The sequence below is a fragment of the Candidatus Saccharibacteria bacterium genome, from assembly GCA_016700315.1.
GTDB lineage: Bacteria > Patescibacteriota > Saccharimonadia > Saccharimonadales > SZUA-47.
On the sequence record CP065013.1, the window covers coordinates 523,760 to 540,179 of the forward strand.

General features: G+C 43.7%; 20 protein-coding genes and 2 tRNA genes. 13 read left to right on the forward strand and 9 right to left on the reverse strand.

Annotation, left to right across the window (positions count from 1 at the left end; genetic code table 11):
• The first annotated feature begins 12 nt into the window (after positions 1 to 12).
• On the forward strand, positions 13 to 345 hold the full coding sequence (locus IPO96_02665) for a nucleoside triphosphate pyrophosphohydrolase family protein (GenBank protein QQS64468.1): 333 nt from the start codon (positions 13 to 15) through the stop codon (positions 343 to 345).
• Positions 342 to 686, forward strand: coding sequence for an NUDIX domain-containing protein (locus tag IPO96_02670; protein QQS64469.1), 345 nt, complete (start codon positions 342 to 344; stop codon positions 684 to 686). The genes IPO96_02665 and IPO96_02670 overlap by 4 nt, the downstream gene beginning before the upstream one ends.
• Before the next feature lie 135 nt (positions 687 to 821).
• Here IPO96_02670 and IPO96_02675 read toward each other — a convergent pair whose 3' ends face one another.
• The 3 genes from IPO96_02675 to IPO96_02685 all read right to left on the reverse strand — a co-directional run bounded on the left by IPO96_02675 (position 822) and on the right by IPO96_02685 (position 3,265).
• Complete coding sequence (locus tag IPO96_02675) at positions 822 to 1,556, reverse strand: endonuclease/exonuclease/phosphatase family protein (GenBank protein QQS64470.1); 735 nt, start codon at positions 1,554 to 1,556, stop codon at positions 822 to 824.
• Between the two features lie 214 nt (positions 1,557 to 1,770).
• Positions 1,771 to 1,980 carry a hypothetical protein gene (locus IPO96_02680; protein ID QQS64471.1) on the reverse strand — a complete coding sequence of 70 codons (210 nt, stop codon included), beginning with the start codon at positions 1,978 to 1,980 and terminating at the stop codon, positions 1,771 to 1,773.
• A 1-nt stretch (position 1,981) separates the two neighbouring features.
• Entirely contained in the window at positions 1,982 to 3,265 is a 1,284-nt protein-coding gene (locus IPO96_02685; GenBank protein QQS64472.1) for a hypothetical protein, read from the reverse strand.
• Positions 3,266 to 3,325: 60 nt separating this feature from the next.
• Here IPO96_02685 and IPO96_02690 point away from each other — a divergent pair, with 60 nt between their 5' ends.
• A complete protein-coding gene (locus tag IPO96_02690) occupies positions 3,326 to 4,552 on the forward strand; it encodes an MFS transporter (GenBank protein QQS64473.1) in 1,227 nt (408 codons plus the stop codon).
• Positions 4,553 to 4,786: 234 nt separating this feature from the next.
• Here IPO96_02690 and IPO96_02695 read toward each other — a convergent pair whose 3' ends face one another.
• The gene (locus IPO96_02695) at positions 4,787 to 4,984 is read right to left on the reverse strand and encodes a hypothetical protein (protein ID QQS65410.1); all 198 of its coding nucleotides are present in this window, start codon (positions 4,982 to 4,984) and stop codon (positions 4,787 to 4,789) included.
• A 215-nt stretch (positions 4,985 to 5,199) separates the two neighbouring features.
• On the opposite strand from IPO96_02695, the gene IPO96_02700 reads away from it, so the two are divergent.
• Positions 5,200 to 5,859 carry a hypothetical protein gene (locus IPO96_02700; GenBank protein QQS64474.1) on the forward strand — a complete coding sequence of 220 codons (660 nt, stop codon included), beginning with the start codon at positions 5,200 to 5,202 and terminating at the stop codon, positions 5,857 to 5,859.
• 71 nt (positions 5,860 to 5,930) lie between these two features.
• Here the strand turns inward: IPO96_02700 and IPO96_02705 are convergent, their stop codons facing one another.
• A complete protein-coding gene (locus tag IPO96_02705; GenBank protein ID QQS64475.1) occupies positions 5,931 to 6,530 on the reverse strand; it encodes a hypothetical protein in 600 nt (199 codons plus the stop codon).
• Between the two features lie 337 nt (positions 6,531 to 6,867).
• Between IPO96_02705 and IPO96_02710 the strand changes: the two genes are divergently transcribed.
• The 5 genes from IPO96_02710 to IPO96_02730 are packed head-to-tail and all read left to right on the forward strand — an operon-like array spanning position 6,868 to position 11,420.
• Positions 6,868 to 7,629 (forward strand): ATP-binding cassette domain-containing protein, encoded by a 762-nt coding sequence (locus IPO96_02710; protein QQS65411.1) that lies wholly within the window; start codon positions 6,868 to 6,870, stop codon positions 7,627 to 7,629.
• Entirely contained in the window at positions 7,626 to 8,741 is a 1,116-nt protein-coding gene (locus tag IPO96_02715; protein QQS64476.1) for an ABC transporter permease, read from the forward strand. The genes IPO96_02710 and IPO96_02715 overlap by 4 nt, the downstream gene beginning before the upstream one ends.
• Positions 8,742 to 8,786: 45 nt before the next feature.
• Positions 8,787 to 9,083 carry a hypothetical protein gene (locus IPO96_02720; GenBank protein ID QQS64477.1) on the forward strand — a complete coding sequence of 99 codons (297 nt, stop codon included), beginning with the start codon at positions 8,787 to 8,789 and terminating at the stop codon, positions 9,081 to 9,083.
• Between the two features lie 22 nt (positions 9,084 to 9,105).
• Complete coding sequence (locus IPO96_02725; GenBank protein QQS64478.1) at positions 9,106 to 10,434, forward strand: hypothetical protein; 1,329 nt, start codon at positions 9,106 to 9,108, stop codon at positions 10,432 to 10,434.
• Positions 10,434 to 11,420: a tRNA-dihydrouridine synthase gene (locus IPO96_02730; protein QQS64479.1), complete on the forward strand. Its 987-nt coding sequence runs from the start codon at positions 10,434 to 10,436 to the stop codon at positions 11,418 to 11,420. Before IPO96_02725 ends, IPO96_02730 begins: the two co-directional genes overlap by 1 nt.
• Positions 11,421 to 11,695: 275 nt before the next feature.
• On the opposite strand, the gene IPO96_02735 is transcribed toward IPO96_02730, so the two are convergent.
• On the reverse strand, positions 11,696 to 12,028 hold the full coding sequence (locus IPO96_02735; protein ID QQS64480.1) for a helix-turn-helix transcriptional regulator: 333 nt from the start codon (positions 12,026 to 12,028) through the stop codon (positions 11,696 to 11,698).
• Positions 12,029 to 12,352: 324 nt separating this feature from the next.
• On the opposite strand from IPO96_02735, the gene IPO96_02740 reads away from it, so the two are divergent.
• The 4 genes from IPO96_02740 to IPO96_02755 all read left to right on the forward strand — a co-directional run bounded on the left by IPO96_02740 (position 12,353) and on the right by IPO96_02755 (position 14,531).
• A tRNA-Ile gene (locus tag IPO96_02740) sits at positions 12,353 to 12,428 on the forward strand.
• Positions 12,429 to 12,478: 50 nt separating this feature from the next.
• The gene (locus IPO96_02745) at positions 12,479 to 12,940 is read left to right on the forward strand and encodes a septum formation initiator family protein (GenBank protein ID QQS64481.1); all 462 of its coding nucleotides are present in this window, start codon (positions 12,479 to 12,481) and stop codon (positions 12,938 to 12,940) included.
• 265 nt (positions 12,941 to 13,205) lie between these two features.
• Positions 13,206 to 13,733 (forward strand): superoxide dismutase family protein, encoded by a 528-nt coding sequence (locus IPO96_02750; GenBank protein ID QQS64482.1) that lies wholly within the window; start codon positions 13,206 to 13,208, stop codon positions 13,731 to 13,733.
• Positions 13,734 to 14,030: 297 nt separating this feature from the next.
• The gene (locus IPO96_02755) at positions 14,031 to 14,531 is read left to right on the forward strand and encodes a hypothetical protein (GenBank protein ID QQS64483.1); all 501 of its coding nucleotides are present in this window, start codon (positions 14,031 to 14,033) and stop codon (positions 14,529 to 14,531) included.
• Between the two features lie 137 nt (positions 14,532 to 14,668).
• Here the strand turns inward: IPO96_02755 and IPO96_02760 are convergent, their stop codons facing one another.
• The 3 genes from IPO96_02760 to IPO96_02770 form a co-directional block, all read right to left on the reverse strand.
• Positions 14,669 to 15,298, reverse strand: coding sequence for a class I SAM-dependent methyltransferase (locus IPO96_02760; protein QQS64484.1), 630 nt, complete (start codon positions 15,296 to 15,298; stop codon positions 14,669 to 14,671).
• Between the two features lie 217 nt (positions 15,299 to 15,515).
• Positions 15,516 to 15,992, reverse strand: coding sequence for a hypothetical protein (locus IPO96_02765; GenBank protein QQS64485.1), 477 nt, complete (start codon positions 15,990 to 15,992; stop codon positions 15,516 to 15,518).
• Positions 15,993 to 16,305: 313 nt separating this feature from the next.
• A tRNA-Met gene (locus tag IPO96_02770) sits at positions 16,306 to 16,380 on the reverse strand.
• Between the last annotated feature and the right edge of the window lie 40 nt (positions 16,381 to 16,420).

Sequence of the window (16,420 nt, forward strand, 5' to 3'; positions counted from 1 at the left end):
AGAGGAGAGTTAATGACTTTTGATGAATACCAAGCTTTGGCGCTTCGAACAAATCTAAGAAAAGAAGATCAGTTCAAGGAGTTGATGCAACAAGTTTTAGGCCTGGCCGATGAGGCTGGCGAGGTACAAGCTATCTTCAAAAAGTGGATTCGTGATCAGGATGCTGATTTTGCACTTCTGGACAGCGAAAAAGTCAAAAAAGAGATGGGTGATGTACTCTGGTACATCGCAGTTATTGCTCACGATCTTGGAATTTCTCTAGATGATCTTGCGAAGGCCAACATCGATAAGTTGGCCAGTCGGTTGGAGCGCGGTAAGCTACAGGGAAGTGGAGATGATCGATGAAATTTGAGGATATATACCCGGAGGTAGCCCGGCCATACGTAGCCGCTTTTGTAATTTTAAGGCGAGGCAGCAAAGTAGCTATGGTCCTCCGCAAAAACACTGGTTGGATGGATGGGCACTATGGTTTACCGGCCGGCAAAGGAGAATGGTTTGAGCCCTTTACTGACGCTGCTATCCGCGAAGCTAATGAAGAAGTAGGTGTCAAAATCCAAAATCGATCGCAGCCGCATAAGAGTTGTTCATGTTGTACACCGCCACGGCGAAGATATTGCCTCACAGAAGTTCATGGACTGGATAGATGTATATTTCGAGGCAGACGAATGGGAAGGGGAACCGCATAACGCCGAGGAGCACAAATCTGAACGTTTAGATTGGTTAGATCTTAACAGTCTACCTGGGAATATAGTCCCGCCCCAACGCGATGCGCTTGAGCACATTGCCAAAGGTGAGTTTTATAGCGAATATGGCTGGGGAAATTAAATGTCGAATTCTAGAATAAGAGCTTTGTGGTCAGAAACTACTCTGTCGTCCATCTTGAAAGAAGAAGCGTTAACCAAACTGTTTACAAAAATATAGTCGCATACATCTGTCTGATTGCTCAAAGAAGGTTGGTAGGTACAGTTCAGCTTGCCCTCAGTTGAGAGGTTACGTAAGAAGTCAAATTCTCGCATTGATGGACTAGTCGGTTTTAGGTTTAAGTCGGCACAAAGCACCGTTGGCCCACTAAGTTTCTTCAAGTACGATGCTATTAACTGGTTTTGTAATAGAGTTTTATTGTTTCCATTCTTAGTGCCTTCAACGTACAAACCGTGGGTATTTAGTATATTAACTTTGCCCTCTTTACTTTTTAGTACAGCGTGTTGGAGGACTCTTGGTTCAAGTAAATCATCAGTTTTGTCATTTGCGTCCGACACATAAGCCCCATTAGTAAAAACCTCGTGGGTTTTACTGATAGGCAAGTTTGTAATTATTGCATTACCAAAGCTTAGTTTTCCGTGCATAAAACGGTAGTCGAGTGTGGGCGACATGAACGAATTTTTCATCCCAGTTAGCTTTTTAATCTCCTCTAGTGTGAAAAGTAAGCTGTAGGTATCAACATCTGAAGAAATAACTTCTTGCATACAGACTATATCTGGCTTCTCCTCTCGGATAAAATCAACTAAAGGCCACATCAATTTTCCGTACCATATGTTTATCTGAATTATTTTCACAAACTTTTCCCCTTTAAAAAAACCCCCCCCCCCCTCATATTTTTTTTTTTTTTTGTTTTTTTTTTTTTTTTAAAAAGGTGTGGTGGTTTTTTTTTTGGTTGAAAAAAAGTGGTTTTTGGCGGGGGGGGGGGGGGGGTTTGTTGTTTTTTTTTTTTTTGTTGTTGGGGGGGGTTGTGTTGGTTTTTTTTTTGGGCTTTTGGTTGGTGTTTTTTCTTTATTTTTTTTTTTTTTTTGTTTTTTTAATTTTTTTTTTTTTTTTTTTTTTTTTTTTTTTTTTTTTTTTTTGTTTTTTTTTTTTGGTTCCCCCCAACTGGGGGGGGTGGGGGGGGTTTTGTTTGGGGGTTGGGGGTTTTAAAAAATTTTTTTTTTTTTTTTTGGTAATTTTTTTTTTTTTTTTTTTTTTTTTTTTTTTTTTGTTTTTCATTCTAGAAATTCTTTCTTAGCCACTCATCTAAACTGCCACCACCACCTGCTGATAGGCACAAAACTAAATCGCCGGCTGCTACATGTTCAGCAATTTCAGACTTTAGTTCATCGTTCAATTCGGCAGGTTGTTTATCCGTCGGCTGCTTTACTAACTCGCATAGTTTTGTAGGTGTTAGGTCTTCTAGGCTTTCATCTTCACGTGCGCGGTAACTTGGGACGATGTAAAATTTCTTAGCACCACTAAATAACTCTTTAAGTTCAGCTTTTATAAAATGCTGGCGGGTGTTGTGTAGGCCCTCGTAGACAACTACAAAATTTTCTCCGGCCATTTCTTTAGCCATCTGCAGGGCTCCAGCGATTTTTTCTGGTGTGTGGGCGTAGTCAGAGTAGATATTTTCACTAATTTTCTCAAAACGGCGTGAAACTCCAGGGAAGCAGTTCATGATATCGGCCAACTTTACAAGATCCTCCTCTGGGAAAAGTTCAGCGGCCGCCTGCATAACCAACCTTGCGTTGCGTCGATTAACCTCACCAGCCATAGTAAGAGAGGCCAAACCAAGCGGCTGTTCATTCATGCGTATGATGTCGGAATTAAACGGAAGCTGTGCCTTTGCGGCGTCAATCTCCCAGCAGATTGTAGTAGCTGATTGCGCAACAAATTGACGGAACGCCTCGAAGTATTTTTGCTCTGTTGGGTAGATGTCTGGGTGGTCGTAGGCGATGCCGGATATCAGTGACAAATGAGGCTGAAAACTCAAAAAGTTTCGGTCGTACTCGTCACATTCGTAGACGAAGTACTGGCTCTGCGGGTTGTATTCTCCCATCTCGCCGAATGATAGCTTTGCGCCAACCGAGTAGCTGATAGGCTGTCCAAGTTGTTTGAAAAGCCAGACCATCATTGCAGTGGTTGTAGTTTTGCCGTGCGTACCAGCAATGGCAATGAGCTTGAGAGATTTTTCACTTATAAGCCAGCTCAAAAACTCATCTCTTTTGGTGACTTTAATGCCGTTTTGCCGTGCCCAAGCAAGTATTGGATGATCTGCTTGTTCTTTTTCGGCGGCGCTGGTAGTAACCACCCAGTCGACTTTGGCTGTGGCGTGGATTTTAGCCAGATGACTTTCGTCCTTAGCAATCGCCGCGTCTAATAAACCTTGTTCTTGTACATAGTCGAAGTACTTACTCGCTTGTTTGTCAGAACCCGAGACCCTGTACCCCGACTGGTTAGCGATAATCGCCAGCGGGCCTATACCTGTGCCACCAATCCCAACGAAGTAGATATGCATAGACTAATCATACTCGAAAAAGGGTGCTAAAATAAGAGTCGAGTTAGGTAAAAACAAAAAATGTTAAGAAAGTTTTTAAAGCGTTTTGTACCACAAACCCATTACTGGCGTAATCTTGGCTTTGACGAGCTGGCAGAAATATACGCCAGTCAACTCCTTCGCTCGCTCGCACTCAGCCTGGTAAACGTATTTGTGCCGGTGTATTTGTACTCAATCGGCTATAACTTATCGCAGATTTTTCTGTTCTTTTTTAGCTGGTTTGTCGCGCGGCTGTTTTTTACGCCGATGGCTGCTTTTGTGATAGCTAGAATTGGGCCCAAGCATAGTATTTTGCTGTCCCAAATTATTCAAATCTTGTATCTTAGCATGCTAATGAGTCTGAAGACTCTAAATTGGTCGCTTTACGGCGTTGCAATGGTAGGTTCGGCAGCCCTCTCACTGTTTTGGGTGGCTTTTCACACTGATTTGTCGAAGGTGCGACACCCTGACCATGCCGGCAAAGAACTATCTTACGTTAATGTTTTTGAGAGGGTAGGTGCTATAATCGGACCGCTAGTTGGTGGGCTAATCGCAAACTTTTTTGACCCACGCTACACTATTTTCTTAGCACTTGTTACCATGGTCTTGTCGTCATTACCGCTTCTCGCCACCAAAGAGCCAGTTAGGCTCAAACAAAAAATTACCTTTCGTGGATTCCCTTACAAAACGAATTTCAGTACTAGTCTAGCCTCGACGGCTTATGATCTAGACACCCAGTCTTGCCAGATAGTCTGGCCACTTTTTGTGTCTATTGCAGTTTTTGGTGATAATGTTTTTGGTAAATTAGGCCTGATGACAGCGCTAAGCGTCGCGCTAGGGCTAATTTTTACCCATACTATCGGACGACTGATTGACGACAAAAAGGGCGGGGAACTATTTCGTTTTAGCGCTCTGTCGAACGCTGCCGTCTATCTTTTCAGGCCTTTTGTTGGCAGTCTCAGCTCGGTTTTTGCAATCAACTTCATCAACGATCCCGTTACAACAGGTATGCGTATGCCTTATCTAAAAGGCTATCATGATGAGGCCGAGAATCACGAAGGTTATCGAATTGTCTTCTTTGCTGTAAATGAGTTGGTATCGTCGTTGTTTCGTGCAGTATTTTGGGCAATTTTGTTTCTGCTCAGTCAAAATTTGCCAGCGATAGTTGTTATGAGATGGCATTTTTTGGGCATGAGCGTGTTGGTGCTACTGATTTTCGCTCAGAAATTCCCCTCATTGAAAAAGGCTAGCAGGGACGAAAATCCTTAGCAAAATGGTAGTTGGTAGTTGGTAGTTGGCGTAAGTCTAAACTCGTCCCTAGCTCTTAGCTCCTAGTCCATAGACCCTAGTCCCTAGCTTTTGGCTCAGTACTCACTGAACATGACTCATGTGTCTTGGCTTTCGTTTCTTCCATAAACCCTTACCCATAGTGTTTCTGCAAAAGCTAAGCCCCCTAACAAGCTAAGTTATTACTTGAATAGGGGGCAATCGACAAGCTTAAAACTATTTGCCGCGCTTAACAGTTAGGAAACCGTTACGTGGGTTTTCGTTAACGCTATAGCCTGCTGGTAGGTCGCAAGCTTCTGGGCGTGAATCCTTAGAAAAATAATAGATTCTTTGGTTTTTGCCGCCACGTAGCGTAACGTCCTTACAGTTTAGGTGATAAGTAACACCCTTAGAGTTTGTGTGCTTATAAGCCATCTCTCTTAGTTCCCCTCTTAAATTAGTTTGTAACACCAACATACCTCCTTCTTAAAACACTTGTCAACACTTTTTGTGCTTAAGGTTATAGCACACCTCTGTTGTAAGGTGTTAAATAGTACTTAATCTTACAACAACTATTGCCCTTGAAGCCGCTTATGCATTACACTAATCTCTGTATAGTAAACAAATAATGTAAGGGGTGGTTAACACTTATGGATTTTACGCCACGTGGCAATAGGCCTGTGAACCAGGATCAGCCAGTTCAGCAACAAACAATGTCTCAGCCTAACTCATTTAGAGAAGAAAAAAATATGAAAAAAGGCTTTTCTTTAGATTTTGGGAAACTTGCTAGTGTATTTATGCTGGTTTGTTCCGCATTAGTCGCGGCGGGAGTGATTGGACTTCTGGTTTTCGGAAGCGGCAATCGAACAAGTACTGAGGGCAGTAATGTCAATACAGATAAGTACCAAGCAGTTTTCTTAACTGGCGGTCAAGTATACTTCGGTAAGATTGTTCGGTTTAACAGCTCTTTTGTAGCTCTCAGCGACATATATTACTTGAGGGTTAACCAACAAGTCCAGCCAGGCCAACAACAAACTGCAAACGACATAAGTTTGACTAAACTAGGAAACGAACTACACGGGCCTGAAGATCTGATGTTCATTAATCGTGACCAGGTTCAGTTTTGGGAAAATCTCAAAGACGACGGGCAGGTCGTAAAAGCAATCAAAGCATATATAGCAAACCCAGATGCAGCTACAAGCCAACAGACGAATACTAACAGCACTACACCAACAACGACCAACACTACGACTACGACCACACCAACGACAAACAAAACTACTACTACAACACCAACAACAAACAGATAGATTTAATTCTTAAGAAATCCCCGCCATGAATTTATGGCGGGGATTTAGCTTATCGGCCCAACATTTTATCGCTACAGTGATCGGCGAATCTTGCTTCGGTACCACCAGAGAATAATTCCATTGATGAATAAGGACATGAGCGCTATGCAAAGTGCCAGTAAGCTCCAGCCGGCCACATCTGGTGACCAACGAGGACTTACAAAATCAAACTTATAGAGTCCGTCTGGTATATCTTTGAGAATAACGCCGTGGCTCGAGACATACTCTGTTATACATGGTATCCTGGGGCCACCGAAAAAAGCTCCGGGAAAACGACGCTCACATTCAGCTTGGGCGTCGCTATAAATTGTTGCACTACTAGCTTGTAGTTTAGCCTGCTCCGCTGCTACCAAACGATCATAGGTACCTTTCAGCTGGATCGGCGGATAAACCCCTGTAGGACTGCCGATTGTGGTATTCATATGAGCATAAATAAATTCGCGTAGTCTTGTAAGTGCGGTTTCGACATCTCCGCCAGATTGATCAATCGCTATCAGTTCATCATAACGCTTCTTAGCCTCCTTGCTATTATTTACCAGAGAACTGATCGTCAACAGTCCGAATAAGGTTGCAAGCAGGCCGCTAACAGCGAAGGCAATAACTCTCTTCTGTACAATGTCGCGTTTAGCCATAAGCTATATTGTACAGAAAAAAAGCCGCTAACCGCTAGAGTTTGTGTAGGTGAGAGTCAATAGTTAATAGTTTATGGTTTATAGATAAATACTGATGAGTCTTTGCTGTGTACCTCGCACTCCGTACCGCGTACTGTTCAAATAGAGCCAAGAGTCAAGAGTCATGAGCCAAGAACTAGGGACTAGGGACCAGCAAGTATTACCCCGTACCTCCTACGGACCAGGGTCTAGGATCTAGGGTCTAATTCATACTTGATACTATCTTCGTTTATAATTTAGAGCTTAGGGTTTAGAGTTTTCCCCTCGTTCCTCGTTCCTCCAACCTCGGCGTGTTAGAATAAAAGTTATGAACATAATCGAGGTAAAAAATCTTACAAAAGTTTACAGTGGCAAAAAAGCCGTAGACGGCATAAGTTTTAGCGTTAAAAAAGGCGAAGTTTTTGGCATTTTAGGTCCTAATGGGGCCGGCAAGACTACAACTCTGGAAATGCTTGAAGCTCTACGAGAAATCGATGGCGGCGAGGCCTTCATCGACGGCATAAACGTTGCGGAAAAACCTTACGAAATTCGCCGGATTATCGGTGTACAGCCACAAAGTCCGAGCTTCCAAGACAAAACTAAGCTCACAGAACTGCTAGAAATGTTTTCGGCTGCTTACGGCGAAAAGGTAAACACCAAGAAATTTCTAGATAGCGTTCAGTTGCTGGATAAAAAAGATTCATTCATAGAGAATCTCAGTGGCGGCCAAAAACAACGTTTCTCAATTGCGGCAGCTCTGGTTCATCGCCCTAAAGTCTTCTTCCTTGATGAGCCAACCACAGGCCTTGATCCTCAGGCGCGGCGCAATCTGTGGGACCTGATCCGCGACATCCAAAAGCGCGGCACTACGGTTATACTTACGACGCACTACATGGACGAAGCCGAACTACTTTGCGACCGTATTGCAATCATGGACAACGGCCGCATTATCAAGCTCGATACACCTAAGAATCTTATCAAACAATTGCTTGGCAAGGGGTTCAAGAAAGAGCAGCACGTAGAACAAGCAAACTTAGAAGATGTTTTTATCGATTTAACCGGTAAGGAGCTACGAGTATGAGTGTCAAGCGTAAACTATACACCGTCTATGCTTTTACTAAAATCAATACTAAACGGTTTTTTCGCGATCGATTAGCCATCTTCTTTACGGTCATTTTTCCTCTCATCTTTCTGTTTATATTCGGTGGACTTTTTGGCAAAGACACAAGTGTAAGTTTCAACATCGCGTTACTCAATAACTCTGGCAGCCAATTTTCTAAGGATTTTGACAAAAACATCCGCGAAGCAAAAGTTTTCAAGGTAAGTGACAAGGCAAATAATCTTGATGAGGCCAAGGAAAGAATGAAGCGGGGCGAGCTTGATGGCATAATTATTCTCCCTGAGTCTTTTGGTCAAATCACTGCCGGGCAGACCACACCAAGCGGTCAAGCAGAAGTACTGTACGCCCAAAACAACGACCAGGCTGGAACGGCTCTGACCTCTGTACTGCAGAGCGTCATGAAGGACATCAACAAGGGCTTTGGGACGGTCAGTGAGCCGTTCACTGTAAAGGCCGAGGCTAGTAACGACAAGGGACTGTCTAGGCTGGACTATACTTTTGCTGGTCTGCTAGGCTTTTCTATCCTAGGAGTTGGTATATTTGGACCTATGAATGTCTTTCCAGAGCTAAAAAAACAAGGAATCTTGCGCCGACTGCATACTACAACATTGCGAGTGTGGCAGTATTTCTTATCAACCGCAGCATCACAAGTGGCGGTAGGGATACTCTCTTTTGCCATTCAGTTCGCCGTTGCCATTGTGCTGTTTGATCTAAAAGTAGTTGGAAATTATCTCGAGTTGATCGTTTTCTTGATGCTTAGTACTGTCATGATGCTTGGTATCGGTTTGGCACTTGGTGGCTGGGCTAAGAATGAGCGACAGGTAGCTCCGCTCGGAAATCTTATCACTTTTCCGATGATTTTTCTTTCAGGCGCCTTCTTTCCAAGATTCATCATGCCAGAGTGGCTACAAAAAGTTAGCGATTATATCCCTCTAACTCCGATTATCGACGGAGTTAGACTTATCGCAACAGAAGGTAAGCACCTGACCGAAATTGGATCGCAGGTCGGGCTAGTAGCGGCCTGGTTAGTGGTAGTCTATCTCATTGCCTTCCGCGTCTTCCGCTGGGAGTAGCAGGACTACCTTGCAAACAGAGCTTAAGCGTGATATAGTATATTTATGCCTAAAGTTAATCCCAATCAACCAAGACTTTTTGCAGATGATGATATGGGCAAATTGTTAACTACTGCCGTTCGTGCAGGCGAACTAATAGTGGAAGCTACTATGGATGCAAGTATACCCGGCGCAACCATGCCGACTGATTTAAGACGAAAAATTGATACTAGTCTAGGAATTAGCCCAGACCTACCTGAAGAAGATAAGCAAAAAGCTCGAGAAGCGGCTAGGTTAGCAAGTGCTAGTAGAACTAGGTTGAGGGAAGAAGCGGCTGCTCGGCACCAGCCTAACAGGTATTAATTTATTCTTAGGCTAACATAAGATGGCAAAAACTCGACCAAACCCAATGCAAGATCCTCTCTTCCCAACAGCTGGTGGAGAGTTTTTTCTCCCTCAAGCAGAGGCTAGCAATGAAGTTCAACCGTTAGTAAGGAACTTGCAGCTAGTTAACGTTTTAGACTATTTTACAGAGATAGCTAGACTAGAAACGTTTATAAAGTATGGAAGTACCAAAGACGGTAAAAAAACTCTAGCAAAGCAGTACGGCGGACAAGCTGGGGCTGAGGATGTGTTGCTTAGGTCGCAGTTACGACGCGTAGAACTAGACAAAGCAGCAAAACTTGAATACATGCGCGCCGAGGGGTTGTTTGTAGAGTTAGATGCTGGCAAGATAACCCAAAGGGATGCGTGGGAGAAGGCAAGGTCTGGCTACAGGTCTTTTGCTGAGGAATATGGCTTCACACACCAAAATTCACAGCGTGCAAAAATACGAGAGGAATTGCTAGCTTCTGTCAGACAAAGACAGGACTTGGTTACATCAGTACGTAAAAAGTCGGATCTATCTAAAGACGATAATGATAAGCCCAAGCCTATTGATGATCAACTCGACACATGGACTAAGCTACAAGTAATAAAAAATGATCCTCGGGCCGGTTTTATACCCGCTACAAATCACGAAAAAACAATTGTTCTGGCTTGGTTGGATTACCTGGACAACCCCGTATATCCATTTGGTATCAGAAACCAAACCATAGAAATCTATCTTTCCCAGATAGCAAAACATGGCGCTCAAGGCAGAGACTTTGGGGTTCAGGCAGCCGTCAGTCGTGCATACGAGTTGCAGGACATTCTAACGGATGCTGAGATCTCACTACAACTCTTAAAAGCCTTCCAGTTAGAAGTCGCAGATACGCCTAACCCAGACGTTTACCTTGAGCAAGAATTTGGCGAGAGCCATCCAGCTTACGCAGTATTGATACGATTTAGAGATCTAAGAGAGCTTGCCCTCACCGGTACAGTAGAAGGTTTGCGAGGTTCAGCTCTTCGTAGCACACGAAATGAAGAAGCTGTCCCTGATGAGCTAATAGGTCAAAAAAATAAAGTCATTGAAGGCCCCTATACATCATTGAAGCTCACCAAGGCTATCGCAAGACGAATTAAGACACAGCCCAAAAAACTGAAAGTTGGTGATGTGCGTAATGACTTTGAAGAAGCGATTGCTGATCAGGAAATGCGTCGTGATTTTGCCAGAGCCCGCCTAGAAGATATGGCTACAGGAGCTGATGAAAAAGACGAATTGTTGCTAGCCTCTTCAACTGTTGCTCGCTCCATTCTAGGCTTAAGCAATGAGCTAGATTTGGTAACTGTGTAATGCAGAAATTACTTAAGCCCTTTTTTGTCCTAGCGCCGATGGACGATGTTACGGACTGCGTTTTTCGGCAAATCGTGGCTGATTGTGCTAGCCCTGACCTTTTTATGACGGAGTTTATCAACTGCGAGAGTTTGCAAAGTGCTGGCCGTAAAGCCACCTATACTCGCACGCTTTATAACGACAAATCAAACCAGGTAATAGCTCAGATATGGGGCAAAATGCCAGAGCATTTTGAGAAATCTGCTCACGAGCTTATGCAAATGGGCTTTCACGGTATAGACATAAACTTTGGCTGCCCAGAGAAAACCGTCGTCAAGAACGATTGCTGTAGCGCTATGATCCGTCCTGAAGGCCGAGAAGCGGCCCTAGAGCTGATTAGGGCTGCCAGGCGGGGAATTGGCTGTGACGGGTTTTTGAGTGTCAAAACAAGGCTCGGATTTAACGAGATAGACTATTCTTGGCACGAGCTTCTACTCAAAGAGGGCTTGCAGATGCTAACTGTCCACGTGAGGACACGCAAAGAAATGAGCAATGTGCCGGCCAACTATGAGGCAATTAGGCCAATCGTTAAGCTGCGTGATAAGTTAGCACCTAGCACCAAGATTGTCCTAAATGGTGATATCGAAAACCGCTGTCATGGCGAGGAGCTGGCTGCAAAATACGGTGTTGATGGCCTGATGATTGGGCGTGGAATCTTCCACGATCCGTTTGCTTTTGCTGGCAACAGTCAGTGGAATGCGATGGACGCAGACCAAAAGATCGGGCTTTTTGTAAAACACCTCCAGCTTTTTAAGGCCACTTGGCCGAATGGTGAACGTAGCTATCAAACCATGAAAAAGTTTGCCAAAATTTATATCAACGGCTTCGACGGCGCCAAAGCTATTCGTGAACAAATCATGCAAACTAACAGCGTCGACGAAGCTCTAGAGCTGATAGCTAGTCCGACAAAGGCGGACTTGGAACGAGGGGAAAACTCTAAACCCTAAGCTCTAAATTATAAACAAAGATAGTATCAAGTATGAATTAGACCCTAGACCCTAGACCCTAGACCCTGGTCCGTAGGAGGTACGGGGTAATACTTGCTGGTCCCTAGTCCCTAGTCCCTAGTTCTTGGCTCATGACTCTTGACTCTTGGCTCTATTTGAACAGTACGCAGTACGGAGTACGAGGTACGCAGCAAAGAGTCATCAGTATTTATCTATAAACCATAAACTATTAACTCAACCCTGGTCCCTAATCCCTAAACACTCTAACCTCTAACCTAGTTTCTTGAGCCCCAGCTCGACATCATGTCTAAGATGTCACAGAGGCCTTGACCCTTATGTGTCAGAGAGTAGCGATATCGCGGAGGGTGCTTACAATAAAGTGTTTTCTCAACGATCTTTTCTCTTTGAAGTTTGTCTAAGCGGGCACTTAGCGTGCGTGGGCTTATTCCGACTAAGCTAGACTCCAACTTGCTAAAGGGCAAGCCTTGTTCGGAAATTTGAGCAAGTATTAGAGCTGTCCATTTGTCACCCAAAATCTGAAGAGTGGCATCAATAGAGTTCAGTTTGTTTTTGGGCTTAGCTTTGGTTAGTCGGGTAATAATTGCCATTTCCCTTCTATATTAATCTTATATACTATACATTGTAAAGTCGTATTTAAACAGTTTTATTAAATTTTGTGTCTAGGTTTAATTAGCTATACAAAATGAAGTTGCTGGGTAATAGGAGTTTGTTTTATTTACTTTCTTTAAAAATTCACGCTAAGAGAGTAAAAACAAGTTTTTTGTCGGTTTTTTCCTATCAAAAGTGATAACATGCCGGCCACGCTATTAAACAACAGAGCATAATATGAAATCAGTTACAGTTAGATTTGGGTAGTGACCCCTGAATCATTTTTTGTTATACTCTATCTGTTAGTTAAAGTTTCTAGCCTTGGGGGTGTAGCTCAGGGGTTAGAGCAGCGGGCTCATAACCTGTTGGTCGTTGGTTCAATTCCAACCACCCCCACCAAAAGTATTCAATTTCCTTACTGTTGCCAAAAAGCCGTATAATACTGTTACATGCGGCAAAAATTCGAAAAAGTCTATGAGCTGATCAAAAAATATGAGCTGAACGATGTACGCAACATTGGTTTAATGGTTTTTGTTGTCATGGTTTTGGCGGTGACGTGGAGTGGCTCTAAAGCGGTGCAGCAGAACTATGAGCTCTCAAAACGTGCTAGTAAAATCGAACAAGAAAATGCGGTTTTGGAGCTAGAGAACCAAACTCAGAAGCTCAAAAACGAATACTTTAAAACAGATGAATACAAAGAGCTAGAAGCCAGAAGGGTATTGGGGCGGGCAGCACCCGGAGAGACGGTTTACATTATCCCCAAGTCATTGGCGCTTTCTAAGGTAAAAATACCCGAGTCCTCAGCAAAAGTCGAAGAAGCTGCACCGCAAACTGAGGTAAAAAAATCTCGAACCCAAGCTAATTTTGAATCATGGATGGATTTTTTCTTCGGTAGACAAAATAGCTTGTAGATCATGCGTAGGGCGGCTGGGGTTGAGTTAATAGTTTATGGTTTATAGAAAACTGCTGAATACCGTTTACTGAAGACTGTTTACTGTGTATCGAATGAAACTAATACGTACCGTGTACTGTGCTAGGTTAGAGGTTAGAGTGATTAGGAAGGCTACGGACCAGGGACTAGGGTCTAGGGACTATTTTATAATTTAGAGCTTAGGATTTAGAGTTTTCCCCTCACGTTCACTGTTATAATGTAAGAAGTAAAACTAGGGGAGTACTATGAATCTAGATTTTTTGAATCGAGCCACAGAAACAGCTAGAGCAATTGCCAAAGTTGCAGGCCCTGGGATAGAAGGTCAAGTTAGTTTTACAGAATACGAGGAAAAAGGCTGGAAGTACGTAGTAGTAGCCGCAGATGTTAGTGGTGATCCTGAGGTTTTGAAGCAAGGTAAGCACGCTATGCATATTCACGAAAAAGGTGATTGCGAATGTGAAGGATTTAAGTGCGCCGGCGGGCATTTTGATCCAGGGGTATCGGGCAATTCTGACCCCGATGCCAACCACGGCTATCACGCTGGCGATCTGCCAAATCTCGAAGTCGACACATCTGGGCACGGCACAATGAGGACGATTACAACTCGTGTTACTTTAAGCGACGGCCCTGTCTCCATATTATCGGCTGAATCAGCACCAGAAGGCACGTCCGTCATGATACATGCAAATGAGGACCCTTATACACCTGGAGAGTCTGGTTCTGGCCACAGTGGCGGCCCTCGTCTAGCTTGCGGCAAAATAGAACGTCAATAATCCTTAGCCTGTATTGTTAACCCGCAGGGATTACCATCAAGATCTGTTTTAGTATATTCTAACCCTTTCCAAGTTTCCAAGGACTATCCTTGGAAAGGGTTTAACAGATCATGCGTATTGAATGAACGTCACTCCAAGGATAGTCCTTGGAGTGTCTTGGAGCGTAGGGGGGATGGTATATTATGAGTTTTCCACAGTATTTATGCAAACTTTAAGTGTCTACTAAGCAGCTTTTTAGATATGGCTGGCATAGTAAGGCGTAGGTCCCAAAAAGTGGGGCTATAGAGAAAGGATAAAATGAAGAAAAGTAAAATGTTTGTGGTGGGTGCAGTAACGGCTGCAAGTATGTTTGGAGTAGCGGGAGCTAGCTTGGTCTCGGCGGCTAGTTCTACTACTGGTGCTGACAGCTTGGTTGATAAAATCGCTACCAAGTTTAACCTCAATAAAGTTGATGTTAAAGCAGTCTTTGATGAGGAGCATGCAGCTCGCGAGGCTGAGCAAACTGCCGAAGTTAAGACTAAGCTAGAGCAGCTAGTCACTGACGGCAAACTGACAGCCGAGCAGAAGGACAAGTTACTAGCCAAGCGCGATGAGCTGCAAAAACAGCGAGACGCTGATCGTGAAGCTATGCAGAACAAAACCGAAGCTGAGCGAAAGACAGCCATGGAAGCAAAGCGAGCTGAGCTGGATAAGTGGGCTAGCGACAATGGTATCGACAAGCAGTATCTAAGATTCCTCATGGGAGGTGCTCGAGGTCATGGCCACGGCGGGCACGGTCTTAGGGGCGGTGATCAGTAGGCAAGAGCAGCCTTAGCCTAGGTATAGAGGAACGCCGTTACGGATAACTATGGTCTGCGGAGTGCATCCGCAGACCATAGTTTTTCCAGAATTCTCAGATGCTAAAACTCCAGATTTTGTTGTTCTATTTTTATCTGCTATTGTTTCTGGGAATAAGAATACAACCAGTCAAGATCTCTGTTGTCATTACCAAACCTACTAAGGTCATTGACGTAGTGCCAGCTAACCTCTTTGAGGCCAGCAGCTTTTAATAGCTCGAGAAAGGTTTCATGGGTTTTGAAATTAAAGAACCTAGTAAAGTTACTTGTAAACTTCTCTAAAATTTCTTTTGTACCTTCACCTTTTTTGAATGAGACAGCGAGGATGGCCCCCGGTTTCATGATTCTATTAAATTCCTTAAGTGCGAGCAGTACGTCACTATCATCGAGATGTAGTAAAGTTGCGTTACACCATATACCATCAAACGTATTTTCATTAAAACCTGTTGCTCGGACGTCAGTAACCTTGAAGTCTACGTCGCTGCAGAGCTTTTTTGCTCGTTCTATTAAAGCAGCCGAAAGGTCTACGCCCTTTAACCGGTAGCCTCTGCTTTGCATGTAGGTTGTGTCTCTGCCGAACGCACAGCCGGCGTCAAGTATTAGCGAACCGGTCTCAAGCATATCCAAAAATTGATCTATTTCACCTTTGGGTAACATAAGTCTGGTGCTGTTTTCATAAGTTGTTGTGTCGTCGTAAGCTTTTATGGTTTTTGAAATGTAATCGTCCATACAAACAGCATATCAAAACCCGCGTATCAAAAGATGGACTTTGAATTATGTAGTCCCTGAATCTAGGCATGATTTATTTTACAGTCTAAGAAAAAAGCCCCAGATAAACTGGGACTCTTTTCTTGGTAGGCATGGATAGGATCGCTTGGAATCAAATTAAGGAAGAATTAACCATTTCTTTTAAGATGTAATCGGACCTTTTGAAGTCGCTAGCCCTCTACACGAAGTCGATTAGGGCACTTTCTGTACTTAAATCTATTTTAACCTGCTGGTCAAAAAAAGATGCCAAAGGATTATTAAAGATCCACTCCTTCCAGTTTTCAATTCTCTGCAATTCTGCTGGGCGCTCAAGTTGAAGCAGAGGTATATGTAGTTCATTTGCAATTATATCTAGGTGTGATGTCCCTACCGGCTGTGAGGCAGCTTTATTAGCTGGATGCACTCCAAAAGTCAAGACTCCAGCGAATCTATCTTCGGCCCGCATTTCTTCGATTGTAGATATTTCAAAAAGAGCGTCTAATTCATCGATAAACAGTGCTATGACTTTTGAGGATGACAAGGGTCTAATTCGTTCCCAACTATCGTTTAGTTGTACTTCATACTCTGAATAACGAATACCATTGTCGTAGGCAATTACGCCCTCGATTACATCGGGACAATAGGCATTACGTTTTGCAATAGAATATTCAGCCATGCTACATATATTATATACTAAAAAGTAAACTATACAAGCCCGCGCAGAACAAAAAGAACGGTTCTAAACCGTCCTAATCCGGATGTCTTGGTAGCGGGGGGCAGGACTTGGTCACGATCTCGGTAATCCGCCTGCTGGCGGATTCAGCCGAGTCCCGACCCGCTCTCGCCAGACTGTCAACAAGTTGCCAATCTGGACTTCGGGTTTCCGAAGCGCCACTGGCGCTTCTCACCTGCGGCCTCAATGAGTTCGCTGGCTAAGTACTACACCTACAACCAAGAAAAAAGCCCCAGATAAACTGGGACTCTTTTCTTGGTAGCGGGGGCAGGACTTGAACCTGCGACCTCATGGTTATGAGCCATGCGAGCTGCCACTGCTCCACCCCGCGATAACTTGTGAAGCTTATTTGTTTGCTAGAGTATTATGAT

What these genes read in the sequence shown, in the direction of transcription:
- IPO96_02730 (QQS64479.1), top strand. Translation starts at nt 10,434, where the DNA reads ATGCAGAAATTACTTAAGCCCTTTTTTGTCCTAGCGCCGATGGACGAT.
- IPO96_02765 (QQS64485.1), bottom strand. Translation starts at nt 15,992, where the DNA reads ATGGCTGAATATTCTATTGCAAAACGTAATGCCTATTGTCCCGATGTA.
- IPO96_02680 (QQS64471.1), bottom strand. Translation starts at nt 1,980, where the DNA reads ATGAAAAACAAAAAAAAAAAAAAAAAAAAAAAAAAAAAAAAAATTACC.
- IPO96_02690 (QQS64473.1), top strand. Translation starts at nt 3,326, where the DNA reads ATGTTAAGAAAGTTTTTAAAGCGTTTTGTACCACAAACCCATTACTGG.
- IPO96_02745 (QQS64481.1), top strand. Translation starts at nt 12,479, where the DNA reads ATGCGGCAAAAATTCGAAAAAGTCTATGAGCTGATCAAAAAATATGAG.
- IPO96_02685 (QQS64472.1), bottom strand. Translation starts at nt 3,265, where the DNA reads ATGCATATCTACTTCGTTGGGATTGGTGGCACAGGTATAGGCCCGCTG.
- IPO96_02705 (QQS64475.1), bottom strand. Translation starts at nt 6,530, where the DNA reads ATGGCTAAACGCGACATTGTACAGAAGAGAGTTATTGCCTTCGCTGTT.
- IPO96_02665 (QQS64468.1), top strand. Translation starts at nt 13, where the DNA reads ATGACTTTTGATGAATACCAAGCTTTGGCGCTTCGAACAAATCTAAGA.
- IPO96_02735 (QQS64480.1), bottom strand. Translation starts at nt 12,028, where the DNA reads ATGGCAATTATTACCCGACTAACCAAAGCTAAGCCCAAAAACAAACTG.
- IPO96_02670 (QQS64469.1), top strand. Translation starts at nt 342, where the DNA reads ATGAAATTTGAGGATATATACCCGGAGGTAGCCCGGCCATACGTAGCC.
- IPO96_02750 (QQS64482.1), top strand. Translation starts at nt 13,206, where the DNA reads ATGAATCTAGATTTTTTGAATCGAGCCACAGAAACAGCTAGAGCAATT.
- IPO96_02700 (QQS64474.1), top strand. Translation starts at nt 5,200, where the DNA reads ATGGATTTTACGCCACGTGGCAATAGGCCTGTGAACCAGGATCAGCCA.
- IPO96_02725 (QQS64478.1), top strand. Translation starts at nt 9,106, where the DNA reads ATGGCAAAAACTCGACCAAACCCAATGCAAGATCCTCTCTTCCCAACA.
- IPO96_02695 (QQS65410.1), bottom strand. Translation starts at nt 4,984, where the DNA reads ATGGCTTATAAGCACACAAACTCTAAGGGTGTTACTTATCACCTAAAC.
- IPO96_02720 (QQS64477.1), top strand. Translation starts at nt 8,787, where the DNA reads ATGCCTAAAGTTAATCCCAATCAACCAAGACTTTTTGCAGATGATGAT.
- IPO96_02715 (QQS64476.1), top strand. Translation starts at nt 7,626, where the DNA reads ATGAGTGTCAAGCGTAAACTATACACCGTCTATGCTTTTACTAAAATC.
- IPO96_02755 (QQS64483.1), top strand. Translation starts at nt 14,031, where the DNA reads ATGAAGAAAAGTAAAATGTTTGTGGTGGGTGCAGTAACGGCTGCAAGT.
- IPO96_02760 (QQS64484.1), bottom strand. Translation starts at nt 15,298, where the DNA reads ATGGACGATTACATTTCAAAAACCATAAAAGCTTACGACGACACAACA.